This is a genomic window from Klebsiella indica, from assembly GCF_005860775.1.
Lineage (GTDB): Bacteria > Pseudomonadota > Gammaproteobacteria > Enterobacterales > Enterobacteriaceae > Klebsiella > Klebsiella indica.
This window is the reverse complement of the sequence record NZ_VCHQ01000011.1, coordinates 73,161-97,410: the sequence shown is the minus strand read 5'-3', so window position 1 is coordinate 97,410 and position 24,250 is coordinate 73,161. Positions and strand designations below refer to the sequence as shown.

19 protein-coding genes are annotated in these 24,250 nt (G+C 52.1%); 10 read left to right on the top strand and 9 right to left on the bottom strand.

Annotated elements, in window-relative coordinates; genetic code table 11:
• Window positions 1-8 precede the first annotated feature (8 nt).
• The 3 genes from FE839_RS09630 to FE839_RS09620 are packed head-to-tail and all read left to right on the top strand — an operon-like array spanning window position 9 to window position 2,538.
• On the top strand, window positions 9-1,097 hold the full coding sequence (locus FE839_RS09630; RefSeq protein ID WP_138360616.1) for a fimbrial protein: 1,089 nt from the start codon (window positions 9-11) through the stop codon (window positions 1,095-1,097).
• A gap of 23 nt (window positions 1,098-1,120) precedes the next feature.
• Entirely contained in the window at window positions 1,121-1,846 is a 726-nt protein-coding gene (locus FE839_RS09625; protein ID WP_138360615.1) for a fimbrial biogenesis chaperone, read from the top strand.
• 14 nt (window positions 1,847-1,860) lie between these two features.
• Window positions 1,861-2,538: a helix-turn-helix domain-containing protein gene (locus FE839_RS09620; RefSeq protein ID WP_138360614.1), complete on the top strand. Its 678-nt coding sequence runs from the start codon at window positions 1,861-1,863 to the stop codon at window positions 2,536-2,538.
• A gap of 308 nt (window positions 2,539-2,846) precedes the next feature.
• On the opposite strand, the gene FE839_RS09615 is transcribed toward FE839_RS09620, so the two are convergent.
• Complete coding sequence (locus FE839_RS09615) at window positions 2,847-4,130, bottom strand: putative acyl-CoA thioester hydrolase (protein WP_138360613.1); 1,284 nt, start codon at window positions 4,128-4,130, stop codon at window positions 2,847-2,849.
• A 792-nt stretch (window positions 4,131-4,922) separates the two neighbouring features.
• Here FE839_RS09615 and hutH point away from each other — a divergent pair.
• Window positions 4,923-6,458 (top strand): histidine ammonia-lyase, encoded by a 1,536-nt coding sequence (gene hutH, locus FE839_RS09610; RefSeq protein ID WP_138360612.1) that lies wholly within the window; start codon window positions 4,923-4,925, stop codon window positions 6,456-6,458.
• Between the two features lie 117 nt (window positions 6,459-6,575).
• Here the strand turns inward: hutH and FE839_RS09605 are convergent, their stop codons facing one another.
• Both FE839_RS09605 and FE839_RS09600 read right to left on the bottom strand, forming a co-directional pair.
• The gene (locus tag FE839_RS09605) at window positions 6,576-7,997 is read right to left on the bottom strand and encodes an MFS transporter (RefSeq protein ID WP_171034857.1); all 1,422 of its coding nucleotides are present in this window, start codon (window positions 7,995-7,997) and stop codon (window positions 6,576-6,578) included.
• Between the two features lie 265 nt (window positions 7,998-8,262).
• On the bottom strand, window positions 8,263-9,420 hold the full coding sequence (locus FE839_RS09600; RefSeq protein WP_138360610.1) for a M20 aminoacylase family protein: 1,158 nt from the start codon (window positions 9,418-9,420) through the stop codon (window positions 8,263-8,265).
• A gap of 196 nt (window positions 9,421-9,616) precedes the next feature.
• Between FE839_RS09600 and FE839_RS09595 the strand changes: the two genes are divergently transcribed.
• Window positions 9,617-11,917, top strand: a complete 2,301-nt coding sequence (locus tag FE839_RS09595; RefSeq protein WP_171034856.1) for a helix-turn-helix domain-containing protein — start codon at window positions 9,617-9,619, stop codon at window positions 11,915-11,917.
• 80 nt (window positions 11,918-11,997) lie between these two features.
• Here the strand turns inward: FE839_RS09595 and FE839_RS09590 are convergent, their stop codons facing one another.
• Window positions 11,998-12,474 (bottom strand): kinase inhibitor, encoded by a 477-nt coding sequence (locus FE839_RS09590; protein WP_138360608.1) that lies wholly within the window; start codon window positions 12,472-12,474, stop codon window positions 11,998-12,000.
• A 69-nt stretch (window positions 12,475-12,543) separates the two neighbouring features.
• A complete protein-coding gene (gene bioA / locus FE839_RS09585) occupies window positions 12,544-13,833 on the bottom strand; it encodes an adenosylmethionine--8-amino-7-oxononanoate transaminase (RefSeq protein WP_138360737.1) in 1,290 nt (429 codons plus the stop codon).
• 85 nt (window positions 13,834-13,918) lie between these two features.
• Here bioA and bioB point away from each other — a divergent pair, with 85 nt between their 5' ends.
• The 4 genes from bioB to bioD are packed head-to-tail and all read left to right on the top strand — an operon-like array spanning window position 13,919 to window position 17,567.
• Window positions 13,919-14,959, top strand: coding sequence for a biotin synthase BioB (bioB, locus tag FE839_RS09580; RefSeq protein ID WP_138360607.1), 1,041 nt, complete (start codon window positions 13,919-13,921; stop codon window positions 14,957-14,959).
• Window positions 14,956-16,113, top strand: a complete 1,158-nt coding sequence (bioF, locus tag FE839_RS09575) for an 8-amino-7-oxononanoate synthase (protein WP_138360606.1) — start codon at window positions 14,956-14,958, stop codon at window positions 16,111-16,113. The genes bioB and bioF overlap by 4 nt, the downstream gene beginning before the upstream one ends.
• Window positions 16,097-16,852: a malonyl-ACP O-methyltransferase BioC gene (gene bioC / locus FE839_RS09570; protein ID WP_138360605.1), complete on the top strand. Its 756-nt coding sequence runs from the start codon at window positions 16,097-16,099 to the stop codon at window positions 16,850-16,852. Before bioF ends, bioC begins: the two co-directional genes overlap by 17 nt.
• Window positions 16,845-17,567, top strand: coding sequence for a dethiobiotin synthase (bioD, locus tag FE839_RS09565; RefSeq protein ID WP_138360604.1), 723 nt, complete (start codon window positions 16,845-16,847; stop codon window positions 17,565-17,567). Before bioC ends, bioD begins: the two co-directional genes overlap by 8 nt.
• On the opposite strand, the gene FE839_RS09560 is transcribed toward bioD, so the two are convergent.
• A complete protein-coding gene (locus FE839_RS09560) occupies window positions 17,509-18,231 on the bottom strand; it encodes an ABC transporter ATP-binding protein (RefSeq protein ID WP_138360603.1) in 723 nt (240 codons plus the stop codon). The genes bioD and FE839_RS09560 overlap by 59 nt on opposite strands.
• A 723-nt stretch (window positions 18,232-18,954) precedes the next feature.
• On the opposite strand from FE839_RS09560, the gene uvrB reads away from it, so the two are divergent.
• The gene (gene uvrB / locus FE839_RS09555) at window positions 18,955-20,970 is read left to right on the top strand and encodes an excinuclease ABC subunit UvrB (RefSeq protein ID WP_138360602.1); all 2,016 of its coding nucleotides are present in this window, start codon (window positions 18,955-18,957) and stop codon (window positions 20,968-20,970) included.
• 301 nt (window positions 20,971-21,271) lie between these two features.
• Here uvrB and pmrB read toward each other — a convergent pair whose 3' ends face one another.
• The 3 genes from pmrB to yvcK form a co-directional block, all read right to left on the bottom strand.
• Window positions 21,272-22,369, bottom strand: a complete 1,098-nt coding sequence (gene pmrB / locus FE839_RS09545; protein WP_138360600.1) for a two-component system sensor histidine kinase PmrB — start codon at window positions 22,367-22,369, stop codon at window positions 21,272-21,274.
• A gap of 4 nt (window positions 22,370-22,373) precedes the next feature.
• Window positions 22,374-23,045 carry a two-component system response regulator PmrA gene (pmrA, locus tag FE839_RS09540; RefSeq protein ID WP_138360599.1) on the bottom strand — a complete coding sequence of 224 codons (672 nt, stop codon included), beginning with the start codon at window positions 23,043-23,045 and terminating at the stop codon, window positions 22,374-22,376.
• 176 nt (window positions 23,046-23,221) lie between these two features.
• Window positions 23,222-24,127, bottom strand: coding sequence for a uridine diphosphate-N-acetylglucosamine-binding protein YvcK (gene yvcK, locus FE839_RS09535; RefSeq protein WP_138360598.1), 906 nt, complete (start codon window positions 24,125-24,127; stop codon window positions 23,222-23,224).
• Window positions 24,128-24,250 lie beyond the last annotated feature (123 nt).

Genomic DNA, 24,250 nt, shown 5'->3' with positions numbered 1-24,250 from the left:
AGGGCATAATGATAAAAATAGTACGGAGTTTAGTTTTGTACTTATTTGTCTTCGCTGGAGCGAGTGGTTTTGCCAGGGCTGATGGTACATGGGTCGACTGCCAGAGAACCAATGGTTACTATCAACTTTTTGATTCGACTACAGTGCAGGTGGGTAAAGATGCGGCGGTAGGGGATCTACTGGGCACCTGGTTGACGTCATCAGATCCTACGGCATGGACCTGTAACCACAGGACCGCGTATCAGGATCAAGCGATACCAATGGCGGTTCAGGGCTATCCTCCATACACGATTTGGGGAACGATGTCGATTGATGGCCAAACGTATACTGTTTATAACACGACGGTTAAAACGGGCTTAGGTTATGTCGCACGATGGCGCTATACCGTTAAAGGTCAGGTCAGTGACTGGTACCCGCTGACTATTAATAATGGCGTTTATCAAACGCCCTCACAATTATTTAATGCGAGCTACGATGGCCCTAATTCATGGTATATTGGTGTTGATGTACAGGTCCGCTTTGTGAAAACAGCGACAACATTAACCGCAGGTTCTACCCCTATTTTCGACCCGATGTATATGCGCCATTATCAAACTTATGGCGGCACAGTCTTTGTCGGTGGTGGTACGTATATGATTGCGCAGTATCGTGCCGGGGGATTGGTTATTTCGACGACTGGCGGCACCTGCACAACCTCTGATGTTAATGTGGAACTTCCACCAGCCAATCGTGCAAGTTTCACGGGCGTGGGCTACACTACATCAAGGACCGATTTTTCACTGGTATTTACCAAGTGTCCGTCAGGTTTAGCCAGTATCGGTTATCAATTTACACCAACAACGTCGATAATCGATAACTCTCAGGGAGTATTTGCCAGCAGTGCGACATCGACGGCCAGCGGGGTCAGTCTTCAGTTATTGAATGATCAGGATGTACCGATATCATTTAATACATCCTATTTGTTAACTGATTATGATCCCTCTCTCGAGAATGCAACCTATACAGTGCCATTACGGGCAGGGCTATATCAAACTGAAGAGAGTGTGTCTTCCGGAAATGTTAATGGAGCGGTCACGTTTACGTTAATTTATAAATAAAAGTTGTGATCAGGAACCGCATTATGATTTTTTTTACAAAGCTTTTTTCTGTCGCGTTGTTGCTATTCTTTTGTTCATCGACATTCTCAGCAACATATATTAATTTTACGCGGCTGATTCTGAATGAAAATGAGCATGACGTATCATTTAAAATTGAGAATGAAGGTGATAATGCGGTTCTGATGCAACTATGGACTGACCGGGGTGATATTATGGACAAACCGGAGGCAATTAAGATGCCGTTCATGATTTTACCCCCCATATTCCGACTGAATGGTCATAATTCTCGCGTCGTGCGGCTCCAGTTGATTAATAATCAAAATACGTTACCTGATAATAAAGAATCGTTGTTTTGGCTGAATGCATTAGAGATCCCGCAGAAAACGAATGCTCAAGAGGGCAAGGCCATGTTGCAAATGGCCTTTCGCACGCGTATTAAAATATTTTACCGCCCGCAGTCCCTGGCGCAATATGATGTTGAGCGTGAGATTGAAAAAATTAAAACATTGAAAGTACACTGTGGTAATGAAATGTGTATTCGTATAGAGAATAAATCACCATTTCATTATACCTTATCGAAAATTACATTACAAAGCGGTAAAGAGATAAAGAATTTACCTTCCGATGGCATTATCTCTCCATTTTCTTCGCTGGATATATCTCTTGGGAAATTAGTTGCGGTGAATGAAAATATAAAGTCTTTTATTTGGATTGATGATTACGGCGTGGAGCGTGTTAATTTACAATAATGAGAGATATTACTATGCTGGGCTTTAACTCATCATTGCTACGCTATAAGTTTATTTATCTGACAAAAAATGTATATGATGGTATTGCGGTACATTCGGTTTTTGAAGAATTACTCTTGTCATCTGAACTAAAACGTGAGTTACAAGAGGATATTCCATTTCATCTCATTGATAAATATGTAAATTTTATTCCCTTCTCATTAAGATTTGTTGATACCAGTAAAACACGTAGCAAGCCTTTTGAAAATGATATTATTTTTTCTGCTAAATGGCTGGATGATAAAAGAGTTGTATTCAGTAACGTTTTATTTTTTGTCGATATGTACAGTCCTGATAAAACGTCAATGTTACATCTGGGAGGACGTAACGAGCTTTCAGTTATTAAAGGGCGAATGGAGTTGTTTTTGATACATTGTCATTCTATTATCACCGGAAACAAAAAAAGGTATCACAATTATTTCTTGTTTACTCTGAGAGAACAACAAATTGTTTTCCATTTACTGGAAGGTTTGTCAATTAAAGAGATCTCTCGGGAATTGAGGGTGAGTGATAAACTGATTTATAGAGAACGGAACTCCTTAGTGCGCAAACTGATTATGCAACAAGATCCATCATTATACAGACGGTTGAGAACCATGGCGCTGTTGCGTGCAAAACAGAATGCCGCGATACATGGCTGTTCGTCTGTCTGATAGTCCAGGGAGACACGGTATCCTGAGGTTTTCCGCCAATATCGCGTGTGGAACTGAACGGTATCGGGAACACAGGCTAAAGCGCGTACCCATATTTGGGAATTGGCCCCAATTCCTGCGCAACATTATATCTCCAGTCGTGGCGTTAAATCCGTCATATTTCAAATTACCGTGCTGTTGGCGACAGGAGATTGTTTATTTCAGACGCTTATTTGCGAGGCACGACTGTGAGCCGTGCGCGAATCTGTGCCAGGTTGATTTATCGCGGAGGGATTAAGGGGGAGTCACACTCCCCCAGATTCGCGATATTACTGCTTCGGTTCTGCGACAACAACGCTTCCCACGCCGCGGTTATTGTATTCCCACATGCGGTTGAAGTTTGTATCATTCAGGTTACGTTGCAGGTTACCTTTGTCATCCACCGTTCCGGTATTCCCACGAAACGGGCGATTTGAACCGACGGCATCAGCCCAGGGCTTGGCTACATTAAAACCCCCGTTAATCACGCTGTCGCGAATCACAACCTGGCCATTGGTGTTGCCGTCAACGTCCAGAGAGCGCCCCAGTTGGGCAACGTTATCACCGGAAGCGGTAAAGCGACTATTTATCGCCAGGAAACCGTAGGTCACGCTCTTGAGCGTGGCCGGCGCGAACACATAGGCTTCTTTCTGGGTGCGGGAGTTCACAACGCGGAAATCGGTATTATCAAACACCACGGCTCCGCGGCCCGCAACAATATCGACGTCGCCTTCAATGTAGCTATTACTCACCAGCGTACGGGTCTGACGATTATCCTGCAGGCGGTTTTGTACGCCGCTGTTGGTCACAAAAAAAGTGTTCTGTCGGCCAAGGATATTCACATTGTTAATTTGTACCTGATCGCCATCGCTACGTAATGCCACGGCCTGATGGGTTCCCGCGTCAACACTGTCGCCGAGGTTGTTGGCAATGGTCAGGTTTTGCAGTTGTAGCCCATTGTTCTGCGACCATAATACCGCAGAACACATCACGCCAACGGTGGCGGTACGCTTATTCTGGCAACTGTCGAACATATACCAGGCGGGTTTACCCGGCATATATTTTCCGCCCGGATTAATCTGGCGACGCCAGGAAACGGGATCCATTTCTGAATCGATTGCTTCGCTGATCTTCACATCAATGGGCTTTTCGCCAGTACCATAAAGCGTCAGGGAGCCAGGAGCGGCCGGAATGTACACTGTGCCGGCATAGTCACCCGGCATGATGGCAATAAACTGACGACGGCTGGAATGGCGAGTAATTGCGGCATCCACCGCCGCCTGAATGCTGGTATTGGTCACGCCCGGCGTTCCCGCGGGCCCGACGATAAAGTCAGGTTTTGCCGGGAGGCTGATTGCAGACGGACGCCAGACCGCTGCGTTAGGATCCAGTGACTGGAAATAGCTCGCCGGTAAAAAGTTTTTTGCTTCATCGGCGGTTAAAATGGGACGAGAAGCCGTGCCCGGCGCTGTCTGCGTTGAGGGCTGTTGATCGGCGGGCGTTGAGCTACAGGCGGACAACGTCGCGCCAAAGGCCAGGGCCAGCGCCAGGCGGGAAACGGATAGTGTGTTCATGTTGCTCCAGGCAAAATCAGTCAAATAGATATACCCTGACCCATTCAAGTTTCAGGACAAAAACGCTTCAGGCGTCTTTGCACGGCGCGCAGGCCTGCGTTGAGAGACATCTGCTCTCTCATTCTGCATGCTGTACGCAGATAACGCGACCACCAGGCGGAACCGGTGCGGCCAGGCTTACAGGCAACTCGAACGATGACGGGTATAACTCCTTTAAAGCCTGCTGTTTTATACCAAGTTAAGCGAAACGGGAAGATGTTGCGTAAAAAAGTTGCGCTCTTTACACAGTGGCAAGCCCCCGGCGCGCCGATTGATCACAAAGAAATAACATATGTGCTCTAAATCGTACTGCGGATGCGATGCGTTCCTGCCGCCATCGCTACCGATGTGCATTGCAGCAGCGGCAAGATCCGAGCCCGGCATTCTTTCCCACATTCTCCGTTTGTCAAGCTGTCACGCTGCAGTGGCGCTATGTACGTCTGCTTTTACGTCTTGATCTCTATGACGATCAGTAAAATGTGATTGCTGACGCAATATAACAAAAATGCATCATCTCTGTTAAATCCTGGCTTGCATGCTATTGTATATACAAGTATGTGTATCTATATGCCTAACGTAAATTGTCAGGAGGTTTCCCCGATGTCGCAAAATCAATACTGTCCGTGTTCTGCACCACGCTCTGGCAACAGGCATCGCGCGCCATGCCGAAGCGGGATACGTTGTCGCTATCAAGTGCGGAGTAAAATAAGGTTTGCCTCTTCCGAGGTCGGCGGCAATCCAGGAGCATGCTAAATGAACGCGTTAACATTGATTCCGGGCCAGCTTAGCCTGTCGCAACTGCGCGATGTCTACAGTCAGCCACTGAAGCTCCTCCTCGACGAACGCGCTATTGCGGCTATTGATGATAGCGTTGCTTGTGTGAATGCGATTCTGGCGGAAGGCCGAACCGCGTATGGTATAAACACCGGTTTTGGCCTGCTGGCGCAAACGCGCATTTCTACTGAAGATCTGGAAAATCTCCAGCGTTCGCTGGTGCTATCCCACGCGGCGGGAATTGGCGAACCGCTGGATGATGACCTGGTGCGCCTGATTATGGTGCTGAAAATTAACAGCCTGTCGCGCGGCTTCTCCGGGATTCGCCTGAGCGTCATTCAGGCGTTGATTGATCTGGTTAACGCGGGCGTGACGCCATGGATCCCGGCGAAAGGTTCGGTCGGGGCCTCCGGCGATCTCGCGCCGCTGGCGCATATGTCTTTAGCCCTGCTTGGCGAAGGTAAAGCCCGCGTGCGGGGCGGTGAATGGCTTCCCGCGATGGACGCGTTACGCCTGGCCGGGCTTGTGCCAATCAGTCTTGCGGCGAAGGAGGGGCTGGCGCTGCTTAACGGCACCCAGGTTTCGACGGCGTTTGCGCTGCGCGGTCTGTTTGAAGCCGAAGATCTGTTTGCTTCCGCGGTGGTTTGCGGGGCATTAACCACTGAAGCGGCGCTTGGCTCGCGTCGCCCGTTTGACCCGCGCATTCATGAAGCACGCGGTCAGCGCGGGCAAATTGACGCCGCAGCGCTCTATCGCCATCTGCTGGCCGACGACAGCGCCATTTCACAATCGCACCATAACTGCAGCAAGGTGCAGGATCCGTACTCCTTGCGCTGTCAGCCGCAGGTGATGGGGGCCTGCCTGACCCAGATTCGCCAGGCGGCGGAGGTACTGCTGATTGAAGCCAATGCGGTATCCGACAATCCGCTGGTTTTTGCCAGCGAAAACGATGTGATCTCCGGCGGTAACTTCCACGCCGAGCCGGTGGCGATGGCGGCGGATAATATCGCGCTGGCCATTGCCGAAATAGGGTCATTGTCGGAGCGGCGAATCGCCCTGATGATGGACAGCCATATGTCGCAACTGCCGCCGTTTCTGGTGAAAAATGGCGGCGTTAACTCCGGCTTTATGATCGCTCAGGTAACGGCGGCGGCGCTGGCCAGCGAAAACAAAGCGCTGGCGCACCCGCACAGCGTGGATAGCCTGCCGACCTCCGCCAACCAGGAGGACCACGTTTCCATGGCCCCGGCCGCTGGTCGTCGTCTGTGGGCGATGGCGGAGAATACCCGCGGAGTGCTGGCGGTTGAGTGGCTGGCCGCCGTACAGGGGCTGGATATGCGTGAAGGACTGACCAGCAGTCCGCTGCTGGAAACAGCGCGTCGCCTGCTGCGCGAAAAGGTCGCCCATTATACCGAAGACCGTTTCTTCGCTCCGGATATTGAAACCGCTATTGAACTTCTGGCGACGCGTCATCTGGCGCGGCTGCTGCCCGCCGTGCTTTCCGAACAATGCTAAAGCATCGTTGTTTTTTGTGTCCGCCCCAGGAGGATGGCCTCCCCGGGGCCGACATATTTGTTGTCGGATAAAAATTATCGCGGCACAGGTCATTACGAAACACGCTGTACCGGTTGATCAGACAGCTTTCGGCGCTAACGTTTTTTGCTGCTTTGGAATCACAAACAGGATCGATAAAAGGGCAAGGATACCGAAGCCCACATTCAACCATAATCCTGCGAAACCTGCCTGATTGATATCATCAAATGCTGAATATACCGCCAGCGATAATGCCACTCCCATCGCACCGCCTAACGAGCTGGCTAGTTTATAGATTCCTGCCGCCACTGCGGCTTTTTCCTGCGGAGCGGAGGAGACGGCGGTATAGGTGGAGGGGGTAGCATAAATACCCAGCCCCAGACCAAACATTGCGTAGCCTGCCATCACCAGAATTTTATAGACCGCCAGGTCTTCTACGCTGGTCATCGACATCAGAATAACCCCTGAAAAAGTGATTACCGTCCCGATAATCATCGGTAACCTGCTGCCAAAGATAAACAGGATTTTCTGACCGACAGGAAGTAGGGCGAGCACCGCCACCGCGTAGGTAATCGTCATTGTTGCTACTTCGCTGGTATTAAGTCCGCGTCCTTGCAGCATATAGATATTTACGATAACCATAGCTCCTGCGATAGCGTTTAGCAGGAAGTTCGATAAGGTGGCGCCGAAATAGCCGCGTGAGCGGAAGAGTGAGAAATCAACCAACTGGGCAATGCCTCTTGCCGGAGCGCGTTTCTCAATAAAATAGAAACAAATGAGACCGATGACGGCAAATACCATAGACCCAATAAAGCGGATATCACCATAACCCCAACTCCGTCCTTTAGAAACGGCCAGGACAAGCGCAATCAATGATGCGATAAAAATGAGCGTTCCCTGACTATCAAATTTTTTATCTGTCGCCGCAGCCCTGGATTCTGGCGTTCCGGCCATCAACAGAAGGCCAATAATCGCGACGACAGCGCTAAGCCAGTAAATGGCCTGCCAGCCAAACGAGGGCTCAATAAGACCAACCAAAATGGCGCAGAAACCGGAACCTCCCCATGAACCAACTGACCACCAGGTAAGGGCTGTAGCCTGTTTTTTTCCCTCAAAGTACGTTTTCATTAGCGCGATAGTTGAGGGCATAATACATGCTGCTGATAATCCCTGAATGCCGCGTCCTACAATCAGTATTTCAACGTTAGGTGAAAGAGCAATAATTATGCAACCCAAAACGCTCAATACTACGCCAATAAAAGCGAAACGCATTCGACCAAATCTGTCGGCCAGACCGCCGGCAGCAACGATGCATGCTGCGGAAAATAGAGGTGTTATTGATGCAGCAAAATTTAATAAATCCATTTTTGCTGGATCATTCATAATGCCAAAATCTTTTGAAATGATAGGTATCAGGGCTGCCTGCATCGATTGTGCAAACATCCAGAAGGTTAATACTAACAGGACTATGCCGAGAATTAACCGGGCATTACCCTGATATTCTTTTTTATTTGATTCCATGTATTCCTCTTTATAATAATTTATATGCATTGCTCAATCTGGATGTATATGCAAAAATTATTCAGTATGTACCGTGGCGGAAAATATCAGATCCCTTATCAACTTGTTCAGGCTGATTACAAGAAATGGTCGATATAGCCAGGAAACAGGCATTTGAAAGTTCAGGCATATACCAGGAGCGATATGATTGCTTAAGAGAGTCTACGGTGAATAAGATTGTTCCTTCTTTTATTTGCCGCGGCCAGAAATATAAGCTATGTCTTACTTATTTAAGAAACTGTTCAACTAGTTTTGCCCAGAAAGTTACTGCTGGTTTCATTATTTCATCATTAAAGTCATATCCTGGATTGTGTACAGAACAACCTTCGCCCGCACCAATAAAGAAATATGCGCCATTGGAGTTGGCTTCAAGCATAAATGCAAAATCTTCGCTTGCCATCACCGGGGATGCATCAGAATGGATCAATGAATCATCAAATATTCCCCGGGCGACATTAACAGCGAAATCAGTCATCTCTGGATTGTTGACTAATACCGGGCTTCCTTGCAGATGTAGCACATCGGCTGTCGCGCCAAAACTTTCAGCCTGGCTGACAGCAATATCATGGACGCGTTTAAGTACCTGAGTACGTACATCAGGATCGAGCGTGCGGATACTGAGCTTCAGCGTGGCAATGTCGCTGATGATATTGGCAACTGTACCGGATTGAATCGTGCCGACGGTAACTACCGCGGGTTGAAAAGGGGTGATATTACGGGAAATAATGGTTTGTAAAGCTGTAACCACGTAGCAGGCGACTACCACCGAATCCACGGTTTTTTCCGGAATTGCGCCATGACCACCGGTTCCTTTGATATCAATTTGTACAGTATCACATGATGAGAGCATCGCTCCTTTACGGAAATGGAAGCTTCCTTGCGGCCAGCCTGGCATGTTGTGCAGGGCGAAAATAGCATCACAGGGAAAGCGGTCAAATAAGCCATCATCAAGCATCATTTTCCCGCCATAAAGAAGCTCCTCCCCGGGCTGGAAAATCAGATGCAGCGTACCATTAAAGTTTTTTTCTTTTGCCAGCCATTCGGCCGCAAACAGTAGAGTGGCAGTGTGGCCATCATGACCGCAGCCATGAAACTTACCATCGACAACACTTTGCCATGCTTTTCCACTAGTTTCACACATTGGCAGAGCATCCATATCGGCGCGGATCCCCAGCACCTTGTCTCCGTTCCCGACACGTAAAGTACCGACAACCCCCGTTTTTGCCATTCCACGACAAACTTCATAGCCCAGGCTTTCCAGATGGTTAGCGACAATCTCGCTGGTACGAAATTCCTCGAGGCCAATTTCAGGGTGCTGATGTATATCCCTGCGTAACTCCGAATATCTGGTGGCGTTACAGTCGATAAATTCCTGTAAAGTCATAAGAATACTCCTTAAGAAGTGGATCAGAATTTACGCTGTTATGATGAAATATCCAACTGACTAAAAAAAGGTCGATTAATGGCATATACCCATTGCTTTTTTGTGATGTTTATGAGGGTTTTCCAGGCTAAATCAAAATTTTCAGTATGATCTTTTGATATTTTGTTTTCAAATGTTATCCAACTGGAAAATCACTATGAGTGAGTTGGCAGAGGAATTTTCTTTGCAGTTTCTGAACGTCATTAGTCAGAGTTTTCCCCCGGAGAACCGGCTCCAGATTATTTTAATTCTGCGTGGAGAAGTTGTGCTCAATTTAGCTGGTGAAGCGGGGCAGGTGCTTCGGGATAATGAGGCTCAGATTATCAACTTCAATACCGCATTTCGGGTGTCGGGAGAAAGGGATAATATTATAATTATCATAAGCATATCACCATTCTTATTATTTAATCGGCCCGGAGGGCTTAATCCGTTTAATTTTAGTATTGATGCACATCGGTTCCCGGAGCAGGCGGCCATGATCGGCGAACGAGTTAAAAATGTTGCTATGCTCTGGCTTAAACAAAACAGCGAAACCTGGCGTCTGGAGGCCATTCGTTTTCTACTGGATATCGTATGCCTTCTGCTGAGATATTTTAAGTCGTCAGCCCCTGTTCACCAGGCAAACCGGTTGAGTCTAAGAATCAGCAAAGCGGTTTCATGGATGAGGGAACACTATCAGGAAGATATCTCGTTAAATTTGATAGCGTCTTTGCTCCACGTTACCAGCGCTCACTTATCCCGTCAGTTTTCTGCCGAAGTGGGTCAGAATTTCCGTACATTTTTGACGGAACTCCGTTTTGAGCACGCTGTGAAAGAGATCGCTTTAACATCTCGTCCGATTAGCCAAATTGTCAGCGATAATAAATTCTGCTCAATGCATCGATTTTCTCTGCTATTTCGTGAACGGTATGGATTAACCCCCGGCGACTGGCGCAAAGGCGTCAAGGCCGGTGCTATTGTTCCTGCAATAGATAAATCAATTTCGATGGAAATGCCGAAAACTCGGGAAGTCAGCTCTGTTATGCTTTTTTCACTCCTGTCCCAGGCATCTTCAGCAACTAACCAACTGGACCATAAAGAGGAGCTCAATCTCAAAATAGAACGGATTACTCCCTCTTTCTCCGGTGAAATTGATAAGGTCAAATCCCGGTGCTACGTGATCGCCGTGGGAAGCTTTACAGAATTACTGAAAGAGCACGTTCAACAGCAATTGATCTGCCTGAGTTCAGGATTGAAGAATATACAAGTAGAAATTAACGATCCGCTCGAAGAAATTTTCCCATTACAGAATATTCATACTGGGGAGTTAAATCCAACATGGTCTCCATGGAGCAATCTTGATATCGCATTAAATTTCCTGAAAAAAATGAACCTGCAACTTGTTGTCAGACTTTCTGCGATCAGCGAAAGAATAGCGAGGATTGAAGAGTTTATTCTTCATAGCCTCCTGTTGCTCGGCGAGGAGTATCTGCGGGGCTGGTCATTTCTCCTTGAGTATTCAATGTGTAATGGGGAGATTTCTTGCGAAATGACGCAAAAACAATTGCAGTTAATTCGTGATTTGCTCCCTAATGCGAGTGTCGGTCTGGCCTGGTTTAATGATAAAAACGGTGTGAGTCTTCCACCTGTCGAGCTACTAAAGGAAATCGAATTTATTGCATTTTCCATCATTTCTAATGAACATGATGACCAGTTAAATTCACCCGAATTTAAACCGCTTGAAAATAATAAAGTTGCACAAGTTCAGATTGACGAGATCATCCAGCTGTTAAAAAAACATAATCTTCATTGCCAGCTTTATCTCCAGTCATGGAGTACGCTTACCGGTAATACTTTAATGATTAATGGGCCCTTTTTCCGCGGCGCTCTGTTGATGGATATGTTGCTTTCACTTCCTGAGGAGGTGGTGATGGTCGGTTTATGGCTTAATTCTGAACAGCAAAAAGAGGTTTGCGTCAGTAATACGATCAACAATAATAGTCTTTCATTATTCTTCAGCGGTATGACGAAAAGGCCGGTATTTCACATTGTTTCTATAAAAGAACGTCTAAATGGCGTTATCTGTGATACGGGATCTGACTGGATCGCGACTCGTACTGGCAATACCCGGCAGTTGTTATTACTCAATGCCGTGACCATTAACCCCTTATTATCAGTGCAACAACATTTTCTGAATGATTACAGCAAGCGCTTTACTATCCAGCTTGATTTGGGTGAACCGGGTATCTGGAGAATAAAGAAATGGGTTTTTGATCAGAAAAATGGTGCGTTATACCATCAATATGGCCTGCATCCTACGCGTTATGACCGGGATGAAGAGACCATGCGTTACATTACCCTACGTTCCGAGCCGACGCTCAGCGTTCATGATGAATTCATCGTGCGCAACTGGTCAACAGAAATAACGATGGATATTAATGCGGTTTGTCTTCTTGAACTGATAAAAATAGCCAGGTAAACACGTGATGATAAAACCGTATGAGATATTGCGCGCGTATTTCTGCCCGGAGGCGGCGCAGTGCGCCGCTTTCAGGATCGTTAGCTAAACAACGCGCTAATTGATGCGCTGCCGAGACGGTGAAAATGGACGTTAAAGCCCACCATCGCGCCGCTTGCGCCTTCGTCGACATCAATTTTATCCACGTCCAGCGCATGAACGGTAAAGATATAGCGGTGGGTTTCACCTTTCGGCGGCGCTGCGCCGCCGTATCCGGTCTGACCAAAATCGGTACGGGTCTGAATCGCCCCGCTGGGCAACTCTGCCTGACCGGAACCTGCACCCTGCGGTAAAACGCGGGTATCAGCAGGCAGATTCGCCACAATCCAGTGCCACCAGCCGGAGCCGGTTGGCGCATCGGGATCGTAGCAGGTGACTACGAAGCTTTTCGTTCCTGCCGGGACATCATCCCACGCCAGATGTGGTGAAATATTGTCGCCATCGTAGCCCATGCCGTTGAAAACATGACGGCTGGGCAGCTTCTCGCCGTCCTGTAAATCATGACTGATGAGTTTCATTGCCTCTCCTCAAATTCATCTACTGAGTAGCAAAAAAGTGTAGCGCGTGAGCTGCGGCATTACCGTCTCTTATTCGCAAAAAAACGTTTCTTCCTGCACTGCGGCGTTAACCGCCTGCGTCAGACGGGTCAGCTGCTCTGGCGTGATGATATACGGTGGCATCAGGTAGATTAGGCGACCGAAGGGGCGGATCCACACGCCTTGCCCGACGAAAAAGCGCTGCAGGGCGGCCATATTTACCGGCCGGTGGGTTTCGACCACGCCTATTGCCCCGAGCACGCGAACATCGGCAACCTGCGCGGATCCTCGCGTCGGAGCCAGTTCGGCTTTAAGCTGCGCCTCAATTGCCGCCACCTGCTGCCGCCATTCGCCGCTTGCCAGCAGGCGCAGGCTTTCCGTGGCCACCGCGCAGGCCAGCGGGTTGCCCATAAATGTCGGACCGTGCATAAAACAACCGGCTTCACCGTTGCTGATGGTGTCCGCTACCTGGCGGGTGGTCAGCGTGGCGGAAAGGGTCATGGTGCCGCCGGTCAGCGCTTTACCGAGACACAGAATGTCGGCGGCGATATCCGCGTGCTCACAGGCGAACAGCTTACCGGTCCGGCCAAAACCGGTGGCAATCTCATCGGCGATCAGCAAAATGCCTTCATGGTCGCACATTTTGCGAATTCGTCTGAGCCACTCCGGATGATACATCCGCATTCCGCCAGCCCCCTGGACAATCGGCTCCAGAATGACTGCCGCGATGTCATGGCGATGGGCGGCCATCAGACGGGCGAACGGCGCCATATCCCGCTCATCCCATTCGCCATCGAAGCGGCTTTGCGGCGCCGGGGCAAACAGATTATCCGGCAGGTAGCCCTGCCACAGGCTGTGCATTGAATTATCGGGGTCGCAGACCGACATCGCACCAAAAGTGTCGCCGTGATAGCCGTTGCGGAAGGTGAGAAAACGCTGGCGCGGTTCGCCCTTTGCCTGCCAGTACTGGAGCGCCATTTTCATCGCCACTTCGACGGCAATGGAACCGGAGTCGGCGAGGAAGACGCACTCAAGGCGGGTTGGCGTCATCGCCACCAGCTGGCGGCACAACGCGACGGCGGAAGGATGGGTGATCCCGCCGAACATCACGTGCGGCATCCGGTCAATCTGCGTTTTCATTGCCGCGTTAAGCCGTGGGTGATTGTAGCCGTGAATGGCTGCCCACCACGACGACATGCCGTCGATCAGGTGTTCGCCGCTGGCGAGAGTAAGCTCGCAGCCGCTGGCGGCCACCACCGGATAGACCGGCAGAGGGGAAGTCATTGAAGTGTAAGGGTGCCAGATGTGGCGCCGATCGAAGGCCAGATCGTCCGTTGTCATAATCGACTTGTAAACCATTTTAAAAACATTTAGGTTTACAAGTATAAAATGAACGGACAATTAACGAAACCCCCTGGAGAGGATAATGGCTCACCATCCACGCTGGACAATGTCGCAAGTTACTGAGTTATTTAATAAACCTTTTCTGGATCTGCTGTTTGAAGCCCAGCAGATCCACCGCCAGCACTTTGATCCGCGCCAGGTTCAGGTCAGTACGCTGCTGTCGATTAAGACCGGCGCCTGCCCGGAAGACTGTAAATATTGCCCGCAAAGCGCGCGCTATAAGACCGGCCTCGAATCTGAACGCCTGATGGAGGTCGAACAGGTGCTGGAGTCGGCGCGCCAGGCGAAAAAAGCCGGTTCAACCCGTTTCTGCATGGGCGCGGCATGGAAAAACCCTAATGACCGGGACATGCCTTACCTTGAGCAGATGGTGAAAGGGGTGAAGGCGATGGGGCTCGAAGCCTGCATGACCCTCGGCACCCTGAATGACAGTCAGGCGCAACGCCTTGCTAACGCCGGACTGGATTACTACAACCACAATCTTGATACCTCGCCGGAGTTCTACGGCAATATTATTACCACACGCACTTATCAGGAGCGCCTTGATACCCTCGACAAAGTGCGCGATGCCGGGATTAAAGTGTGCTCCGGCGGTATCGTCGGCTTAGGCGAAACGGTGAAAGACCGCGCCGGACTGCTGCTGCAACTGGCTAACCTGTCAACACCGCCGGAAAGCGTGCCGATCAACATGCTGGTGAAGGTTAAAGGCACGCCGCTGGCGGATAACGACGATGTTGATGCTTTTGATTTCATTCGCACGATCGCCATCGCACGTATCATGATGCCACGTTCGTATGTGCGCCTCTCCGCCGGTCGCGAGCAGATGAATGAACAGACCCAGGCGATGTGTTTTATGGCCGGAGCCAACTCCATCTTCTACGGCTGCAAGCTGCTGACGACGCCGAACCCGGAAGAGGACAAAGATCTGCAGCTGTTCCGCAAACTGGGCATTAACCCGCAGCAAACAGCGGTGCAGGAAGGCGATAATGCCCAGCAGCAGCGTCTGGAGCAGGCGTTGATGACCCCTGATACTGAGGAATATTACAACGCGGCGGCGCTATGAGCTGGCAGCAACGTATCGCGCTGGCGCTGGAAGAGCGGCGGAGGGCGGACGCCCTGCGTCATCGTCAGCCAGTAACACAAGGCGCAGGGCGCTGGCTCATTCGCGAAGGGCGACGCTGGCTCAATTTCTCCAGTAACGATTATCTTGGCCTCAGCCAGCATCCGGCAATTGTCAAAGCCTGGCAGCAGGGAGCGGAACGTTATGGCGTCGGTAGCGGCGGCTCCGGTCACGTTAGCGGTTATAGCGAAGCGCATCGCGCCCTGGAGGAGCAACTGGCCGACTGGCTGGGCTATCCACGCGCGCTGCTGTTTATCTCCGGCTTCGCCGCAAATCAGGCAGCGATCGCCGCCCTGGCGGGTAAAGAAGACCACATTGTCGCCGATCGGCTCAGCCATGCTTCGCTTCTGGAGGCCGCCAGCCTCAGTCCGGCGCAACTGCGTCGTTTTCAGCATAATGACCACCGGCATCTCAACCAATTGCTGGAAAAATCGCTATCCGGCCAACAACTGGCGGTGACCGAAGGCATCTTCAGCATGGATGGTGATAGCGCGCCGCTGGCAGATATCCAGCGGGAGACTCAGGCCGCCGGGGCGCTTCTGCTGGTTGACGATGCGCACGGCATCGGCGTGGTCGGCGAAGAGGGCCGCGGCAGTTGTCACGCACAGCAGGTGCGCCCGGAGCTGCTTATCGTCACCTTCGGTAAAGCCTTTGGCGTCAGCGGGGCGGCGATATTGTGCAGTGACGCGCTGGCGGATTATCTGTTGCAGTTTGCCCGCCATCTGATTTACAGCACCGCTATGCCTCCGGCGCAGGCGGTAGCGCTCAGCGCCGCGCTGGACGTAATACGCAGCAGCGACGGCCAGCAGCGACGGGAAAAACTGGCCCGCCATATTGCCGATTTTCGCCGTGAAATAGCCACGTATCCCGGCGAACTGACGCCATCCGCCAGCGCGATCCAGCCGCTGATCGTTGGCGATAACGCCCGGGCGTTGCGGCTGGCGGCGCGCCTGCGCGAGCAGGGCTGCTGGGCCATGGCAATCCGCCCGCCGACGGTTCCCGCCGGTAGCGCGCGCCTGCGCCTGACCCTGACGGCGGCGCATGAGTCCGCCGATATTGTCCGCCTGCTGGAGGTGCTGCATGGCGGCGGTGAATAAGCGCGCGGTGGCGGCGGCATTTGGCCGCGCGGCCGGCCATTACACGCAACATGACGAGCTACAGCGTCTCAGCGCCTCCCTGCTGCGCGATCAACTCCCTATAAACGGCTTTCCTGACGTGCTCGATGCGGGCTGCGGTCCCGGTACAATGAGCCGCGCCTGGCGGGAGGCGGGGAGTCGGGTAACCGCGCTGGATCTTTCCGTCGATATGCTGGCGGAAGCCCGACGCGGGGACAGCGCCCATCGCTACGTCGCAGGGGATATTGAATCGATGCCGCTGGCGGACTGCTGCGTTGACCTGGCGTGGAGCAACCTCGCCGTTCAGTGGTGCGATAATCTCGCTACCGCTATCAACGAATTGTGTCGGGTAGTGCGTCCCGGCGGCCGGGTTGCGTTCAGTACCCTGCTGGCAGGCTCTTTGCCGGAACTGAATCAGGCCTGGCGAGCCATTGACGACCTGCCGCATTCCAACCGTTTTCTCAGCGAACGGGCGGTGAGTCAGGCGCTGGCGGGTCGCCGCGTCACCAGCCGCGTCCACGTTATCACTCTGTCGTTTACCGATGCGCTCAGCGCGATGCGGTCGCTGAAAGGTATTGGCGCAACCCATTTGCATCGGGGGCGCACTCCCGCGCCGCTCAGTCGCGGCAAACTGCGCCAGCTTCAGATCGCCTGGCCACAGCAGCAGGGGCAGTGTCCGCTGACGTATTATCTGTTTACAGGAGTTATCGAACGTGATTAAACGCTTTTTCGTCACCGGGACCGATACCGAAGTCGGCAAAACCGTGACCTGTTGCGCCCTGCTACAGGCGGCTAACCGCGCAGGCTTCAGGAGTGTTGGCTATAAGCCTGTTGCTTCCGGCAGCGCATATACGGCTGAAGGGCTACGCAATGACGATGCGCTGGCTTTGCAGCGCAACAGCCGGGTCGCGCTACGCTATGAGCAGGTGAATCCCTACACGTTTGCCGAGCCGACGTCGCCGCACATTGTCAGTGCTGACGAAGGCAGGCCGATTGACGCTTTGGCGCTCTCTGCTGGCTTGCGCGCCCTGGAGGGGCTGGCGGACTGGCTGTTGGTTGAAGGGGCGGGCGGCTGGTTTACGCCGCTTTCAGAAACCTTCACGTTCGCTGATTGGGTACAAAAGGAGCAACTGCCGGTGATACTCGTGGTGGGGGTCAAACTGGGGTGTATCAACCATGCGATGCTTACCGCGCAGGCGGTGCGCCAGGCCGGACTGCCGCTGGCGGGATGGATAGCCAACGATATCCAGCCGCCAGGCATGCGCCACGCTGAGTATCTGGTGACGTTACAACGGATGCTGAAGGCACCGTTTCTCGGCGAGATACCGTGGCTGGGGGATGCCGTACCGCACGAAGGCCTCGGACAGTACCTCGACCTTAACGCGCTGGATCGGGGGTCATCCATTTCTCCAGCAGCGGTTCATCCAGCTGAATAACGTCCCCCTGGGCGACGCTGCGCCCGCAGTGCAGCAGGCAAAAACGATCCGCTACCCGGCGAATAAACGGCAGGTGCTGCTCGGCGATCAGCACCGTCAGGCCAATATCGCGATTCAGACGCACCAATAAATCGCCCAACTTATGCAGGAAGCGCTGGCCGCTGCCGCGCGAAGGTTCGTCGAGGATTAGCAGGCGCGGACGGGTTATCAGCGCCCGCGCCAGGGCTAACTGGTACTGATCGTCAGCGGTTAGCGTAATGCCCTTGCTTTGTCGCAGGGAGTAGAGCTCCGGAAACAGATCGTAAATTTCGCCTGCTACCGCTAAATCAGGCTCTCTGCTGGCCGCGAGGGCGATATGCAGATTTTCTTCTACGCTCAGCTGCGAAAAGATACGCTTATCCTGCGGGACATAGCCAATACCGATAGCGCTACGCGACTGGGCGGAGAGGGGCATCAGATCGTAGGGTGCTGCTCCCACGTCCTGCCAGGTCATGCTGCCGCTGGCAACGGGCAGATAGCCGGTAATACAGTTGACGAGCGTGGTTTTCCCCATCCCCTGGCGCCCCATTACGCAAGTGCACTTACCGGGCATCAGCTCAAGATCAACATTCCACAGCGAGTGCTGGTTTCCGTAATAGTGGTTCACGGCTCGTAGATTCAACATAGACGTTTTCTCCTTTCCTGGGCGAGCGGGCGACGAGAAGATTCTGCAAATCTCTTGCCAGGAAAAAGAACTTTCGGTATTTGCTGGTGAATACAGATGTAGCCAGGTAAAAAGGGGGGGGAGCCAGGCGAGATATTGCACTTTCCCGGTGCCAGTACGCTGAAATGTGGTGCAAAAAGTCATAAAAAATCCGCCTGTTTTTAGCCAGTAGGCAGCAAAAAAAATTCAATAATTTTTTTTCATCGCGGGTTTCCTCGTGGCGAGCAATGTTCTCCGGGTGGCACAGGTCATGGGCTGGAGACAGTTATCCACTATTCCTGTGGATAACCTTGTGTATTAGAGTTAGAAAACTTGCGGTAAGCTAGAGAATATGCGGCCTGCGGCTGAATTGATGTGAAAGCCATCTTTTATTTAATCTCTTTAAATATCAATTGATTATATAAAATCAATGCCTGTCAGAAAAGTGTCATCGATGGCCATAAAACATTCATCTGCTTGCTTGACAAATGTTAAATGTCAAAAATTTCTGGGGATAACCCCACTGTCTGGTGGATTATCCCGTATGAGCGTGGTGATTCGCCGTTAATGACGATAAAAAAATCCAGTTTGCCAGAATACGATAATATGGTACTGTTTTTATATCCAGTATTTTTTATTGGCAAAAATTGTACTGAAAGGTAGAATTAAACACCTGCCGTTCAACCCTTCTTCAGGTCCTGATTGATGAGTAAACCGTTCAAGCTGCATTCTGCTTTCCGTCCTTCCGGTGACCAGCCGGAAGCGATCCGTCGTCTGGAAGAGGGGCTGGAGGATGGTCTGGCGCATCAGACGCTGCTCGGCGTGACCGGCTCCGGTAAAACGTTCACCATTGCCAACGTCATTGCCGATCTGCAGCGTCCGACGATGGTGCTGGCGCCGAACAAAACCCTGGCGGCGCAACTGTATGGCGAGATGAAAGAGTTTTTCCCCGAAAACGCAGTGGAGTATTTCGTCTCCTATTACGATTACTACCAACCAGAAGCCTACGTGCCAAGCTCCGACACCTTTATTGAGAAAGATGCGTCCGTTAACGAACATATTGAACAGATGCGTCTGTCTGCAACCAAAGCGTTGCTGGAGCGGCGTGATGTGGTGGTGGTGGCGTCGGTCTCCGCTATCTACGGCCTGGGCGACCCGGACCTGTACCTGAAGATGATGCTGCATCTGACGGTCGGTATGTTGATTGACCAGCGCGCCATTTTGCGTCGCCTGGCTGAACTGCAATATACCCGTAACGATCAGGCTTTCCAGCGCGGCACCTTTCGCGTGCGCGGAGAGGTCATTGATATCTTTCCGGCGGAATCAGACGATATTGCCCTGCGCGTTGAGCTGTTTGATGACGAGGTTGAGCGCCTGTCGCTGTTCGATCCTCTGACCGGCCACGTTGAGTCGACGATCCCGCGCTTTACCGTTTACCCGAAAACCCACTACGTCACGCCGCGCGAGCGCATCGTGCAGGCGATGGAAGAGATTAAAGTTGAGCTGGCTGCACGGCGCAAGGTGCTGCTGGAGAACAACAAGCTGCTGGAAGAGCAGCGGCTGAGCCAGCGTACGCAGTTCGATCTCGAAATGATGAACGAACTGGGCTATTGCTCGGGGATTGAAAACTACTCGCGCTACCTGTCAGGGCGCGGGCCGGGCGAGCCGCCGCCGACCCTGTTCGATTACCTGCCGGCTGATGGCCTGTTGGTGATCGATGAATCCCACGTGACTATCCCGCAAATCGGCGGCATGTACCGTGGGGACCGGGCGCGCAAAGAGACGCTGGTGGAATATGGCTTCCGGCTGCCGTCGGCGCTGGACAACCGCCCGCTGCGGTTTGAAGAGTTTGAGGCGCTGGCGCCGCAGACGATCTATGTCTCAGCAACGCCGGGCGCCTATGAGCTGGATAAATCCGGCGACGAAGTGATCGATCAGGTAGTGCGCCCGACAGGGCTGCTTGACCCGGTTATTGAAGTGCGCCCGGTGGCTACCCAGGTGGATGACCTGCTCTCGGAAATTCGCATTCGCACCGCGATCAACGAACGCGTGCTGGTCACCACCCTGACCAAACGTATGGCGGAAGACTTAACGGAGTATCTGGAAGAGCACGGCGAGCGGGTGCGCTATCTGCACTCGGATATCGACACCGTGGAACGCATGGAAATCATTCGCGACCTGCGCCTGGGCGAGTTTGACGTTCTGGTGGGCATCAACCTGCTGCGTGAAGGGCTGGATATGCCGGAAGTCTCGCTGGTGGCAATCCTCGATGCCGACAAAGAAGGCTTCCTGCGGTCCGAACGCTCGCTGATTCAGACTATTGGTCGCGCGGCGCGTAATATCAGCGGCAAGGCGATTCTTTACGGTGATAAGATCACCCCGTCGATGGCGAAAGCGATCGGTGAAACCGAACGCCGTCGTGAGAAGCAGCAGGCGTACAACGAAGAACACGGCATCGTGCCACAGGGCCTCAATAAGAAAGTGGTGGATATTCTGGCCCTGGGGCAGAATATCGCGAAAACCAAAGTTAAGGGGCGCGGTAAGTCTCGTTCACCGGTTGAGGCGGATACCGTCGCGCTGACGCCTAAAGCGATACAGCAGAAAATTCATCAACTGGAAGCGCAGATGATGCAGCATGCGCAAAATCTGGAGTTCGAAGAGGCGGCGCAAATTCGCGACCAGCTTCATCAACTGCGTGAACTGTTTATTGCGGCTTCGTAACCGGTGGAAAAATCCCCTGTCCACGCTTCGTTCATGTGGTCCGGGGGGGAGGCTGCGTGGATTTTGCTGGCGGATAAGCGTCGCGGCTTCTGGCAGAGTGGGGCACAGTTTGCTGCGTGGTTTTGTCGCCGTAAAAAAATTATTGCTTCGTCGGGCTGTTTTTCGCCGCCTCTTAATACTGGCTTAATATTGTTTGGCGAAACTCTCCTCAATTTAATGAGGATAGCGTCATGCAAAAATTAACTTTCTGCGAATATCTGGCCGTCTCCTGCGCCTTTGTTATCGTCGTCGCCTTCTTTCATCAATGGCTGCTGACATTCTGACGGGAAGCCTTCGGGAAGAGTATCCAGGCGCGAACGCCAGGCCCTGGCCGACGGTTGTGCAAAAAGAATCTGGCGTCGTGCAACTGGGCGATACGAGTGACGATACTTAACCCCAGGCCAATACCGCCGTAGCGGCTGTCCATGCGAACGAACGCTTTGCTCAATTCACCGCTTTTCGCCTCATCAATTCCGGGGCCTTCGTCTTCTACTGCCAGAACGGGCGACGGGCCTGGCGTTATTGACAGGGTAATTGTCGATCCTGTCGGGCTGTAGCGATGCGCATTTTCCACCAGATTGCGTAGAATAACCCGCATCAGCGTGACGTCGCCTGAAACAACGACCTTGCCCTCCTTGTCGTGCAGCGCCAGCTTCTGTTGCCGCTGCTCCAGCATGGCCTCAAGCTCCTCCTGGAGCGGTTCGATAACATCCTCTTTCAGCGCAACTTGCTGATAGTTTCCGGCGGAGAACGACTGACCAATGCGCGCCAGTTGAAGTAGCTGGGTAATACTGCTGGTCATTTGATCGAGGCGCAGAATCAGCGGCACTACGCCAACGCCATGCACTTTTTCCAGCAGTTCCAGGTGCAGACGCAGCCCGGCCAGCGGCGTACGCAGTTCATGGGCGACATCGGCGGTGAAAAGGCGCTCGCGATCGAGCGTGGAATTCAGGCGTGATACCAGTTGATTAATCGCGGTGGTCACCGCGGTGACTTCCGGTACCGACTCATTCAGAGCGATAGGCTGCAGATTGTCCGGCGTGCGATTCTCCAGTTCAAGCTGCAGGCTGGAAAGCGGTTTGGTGATTTTCTTCACCGCCAGCAGGCAGATATACAGCGCCAGGCCGATGATCAGCAAGCTTGGGATTAACAGACTGGCCACCGCTTCGTGGACTTCTTGCGTCACATGTTTTTGGTTATTGTGCCCTTCAATGGCGCTGGCCACCAGCAACTGAATCTGCTCTTTGCTTTCGTGCCACAGCCAGAACACGCTAATCAATTGGCACACGACCAGAATCGCGCCAATGGTCAGCAGCAGCCGATGGCGCATGGTCCAGGTTTCACTGACAAACAGAGCCATAGCGTTATTCTGTTTCAACGGTGTTGATCAGCATGTAGCCAAATCCACGAACCGTGCGGATGCGTGATTTGCCGACTTTATCGCGTAGATTATGGATATGTACCTCCAGCGCGTTGGTAGCGGGTTCGTTATCCCAGTTGTAAATATCATTATAGAGAATCTCGCGATGCACCGGGCTACCCGCTTTCATCATCAGACGAGAAAGCAGAGCATACTCCTTAGGGGTCAAATCCAGGGATTGCTCGTCAAGCCAGACCAGCCGCCGGGTGAGGTTCAGCCGCAGATTACCGATAGTCAGTTCGTTGTCGCCGTGATTGTTATGACGCCGCAGCAGGGCGCGAATACGCGCGTTCAGCTCTCCCAGGGCAAAGGGTTTAACCAGATAGTCATCTGCGCCGGTATCCAGGCCGCTGATGCGGTCATCAACGGTATCGCGGGCGGTGAGAATCAGCACGGGCTGACTGAATTTCTCCCGCCGTATACGCGCCAGGAAATGCAGACCGTCCTCATCAGGCAGACCCAGATCGAGAACGAGGAGACTGTAGTGATTACCGGCCAGAGAGAGCGCAGCTTCGTGAGCGGTTGATACACCGTCGCAAACATAGCCCTCGCTTTGAATCGCCAGAATTAATCCTTGTAACAGGAGCGCATCATCTTCAATGACTAACACTTTCATCGGCTGGCCTCTCTACATGGCGTTAAAATATCGTCTGTTGCCCGATACTCGTGGGAATAGCGGTTAAGAGAAAAGTTCGCTCCCTTGAGTGTCCGCTATGCTGCCGATTCTATTTTAAGACAACCTTAAGATTCTCAGCCTGATGGCAATACGTTCTCTGAAAAGTGAGTCCGGGATTAACCTAATTCCTGAATCGCTTTTTCCAGCGCACGACGTAATAGCTGGCGATCGTGGCGGTAGGGTACATCGCTGGCATCCAGCGGCGTCTGAATGACCACCCGGTTGTCAATCCCCGCGAGATCGGCTTTCGGGCCGATAACCAGGGCATCAATCACCCGTTTGCCAATATATTGCTCCATAATCGCCACTCTGTCCGCCAGCGTCAGGCTGGCCGCCGGGCTGTGTTCTTTGCCGAGATTATCGATAAACACCATTGGCGCCGGCGTGCGGCGCAGCGCCTGCGCCATCTCTTCAAGCAGCAGAATAGGTATCAGGCTGGTATAAAAACTGCCCGGGCCGATCAGGATCAAATCGGCTTCGGCGACGGCTTCTATCGCTTCGCGAGTGGCGGGAACCGGCGAGGTGAGCATCAATTTCTGTGGGACGCTGGCGAGCAGATCGATATTGACCTCGCCGTAAACTTCCTGTCCTTCGTGGTCAATGGCCATCAGATCGACCGGTTGTTCCGACATCGGGATCAAAAATGCGTCGATTTTGAGAAAGTTTCTGATTAAGTTGATCGCTTCCAGAGGCCTTACGCTAAGATGATCCAGCGCCTTTAACATCAGATTTCCAAGGTTATGGCCAGAAAGTTCGCCATTACCGCTAAAACGATACTCAAACATCGCGGAGGCTACGCTAGGCCCGGCACTTAATTGATTAATACAGTTGCGCATATCGCCCCAGGCGATACCGCCTTCCGCACGGCGAATTCGCCCTGTGGAGCCGCCGTTATCGGTTGTTGTCACGATACCGGTGAGGCGCGAGCCCAGAGAAGAGAGGGAGGACATTACCCGACCCAGTCCGTGCCCGCCGCCGAGTGCCACAACGCGATCAAGATCGGCGAAAGTACGATTGCGCATAAAAATTCCTTATCTCAATTAAACGGGCACACAGTAACCGATCTACCCCTAAAAGACGATGGCCGGATCCTGACAAACTGACCGATATCAATGCAAAAGCGTAGTTTTTCGCTATTCTGTAGC

Excerpts from the sequence above, each read along its gene's own strand:
- FE839_RS09590 (WP_138360608.1), bottom strand. The coding sequence starts at position 12,474 with ATGAAACTCATCAGTCATGATTTACAGGACGGCGAGAAGCTGCCCAGC.
- pmrB (WP_138360600.1), bottom strand. The coding sequence starts at position 22,369 with ATGGCTCTGTTTGTCAGTGAAACCTGGACCATGCGCCATCGGCTGCTG.
- FE839_RS09605 (WP_171034857.1), bottom strand. The coding sequence starts at position 7,997 with ATGGAATCAAATAAAAAAGAATATCAGGGTAATGCCCGGTTAATTCTC.
- bioC (WP_138360605.1), top strand. The coding sequence starts at position 16,097 with ATGGCGGCGGTGAATAAGCGCGCGGTGGCGGCGGCATTTGGCCGCGCG.
- FE839_RS09595 (WP_171034856.1), top strand. The coding sequence starts at position 9,617 with ATGAGTGAGTTGGCAGAGGAATTTTCTTTGCAGTTTCTGAACGTCATT.
- uvrB (WP_138360602.1), top strand. The coding sequence starts at position 18,955 with ATGAGTAAACCGTTCAAGCTGCATTCTGCTTTCCGTCCTTCCGGTGAC.
- bioF (WP_138360606.1), top strand. The coding sequence starts at position 14,956 with ATGAGCTGGCAGCAACGTATCGCGCTGGCGCTGGAAGAGCGGCGGAGG.
- pmrA (WP_138360599.1), bottom strand. The coding sequence starts at position 23,045 with ATGAAAGTGTTAGTCATTGAAGATGATGCGCTCCTGTTACAAGGATTA.
- FE839_RS09630 (WP_138360616.1), top strand. The coding sequence starts at position 9 with ATGATAAAAATAGTACGGAGTTTAGTTTTGTACTTATTTGTCTTCGCT.
- bioA (WP_138360737.1), bottom strand. The coding sequence starts at position 13,833 with ATGACAACGGACGATCTGGCCTTCGATCGGCGCCACATCTGGCACCCT.
- FE839_RS09560 (WP_138360603.1), bottom strand. The coding sequence starts at position 18,231 with ATGTTGAATCTACGAGCCGTGAACCACTATTACGGAAACCAGCACTCG.
- hutH (WP_138360612.1), top strand. The coding sequence starts at position 4,923 with ATGAACGCGTTAACATTGATTCCGGGCCAGCTTAGCCTGTCGCAACTG.
- FE839_RS09615 (WP_138360613.1), bottom strand. The coding sequence starts at position 4,130 with ATGAACACACTATCCGTTTCCCGCCTGGCGCTGGCCCTGGCCTTTGGC.
- yvcK (WP_138360598.1), bottom strand. The coding sequence starts at position 24,127 with ATGCGCAATCGTACTTTCGCCGATCTTGATCGCGTTGTGGCACTCGGC.
- FE839_RS09625 (WP_138360615.1), top strand. The coding sequence starts at position 1,121 with ATGATTTTTTTTACAAAGCTTTTTTCTGTCGCGTTGTTGCTATTCTTT.
- bioB (WP_138360607.1), top strand. The coding sequence starts at position 13,919 with ATGGCTCACCATCCACGCTGGACAATGTCGCAAGTTACTGAGTTATTT.
- FE839_RS09600 (WP_138360610.1), bottom strand. The coding sequence starts at position 9,420 with ATGACTTTACAGGAATTTATCGACTGTAACGCCACCAGATATTCGGAG.
- FE839_RS09620 (WP_138360614.1), top strand. The coding sequence starts at position 1,861 with ATGCTGGGCTTTAACTCATCATTGCTACGCTATAAGTTTATTTATCTG.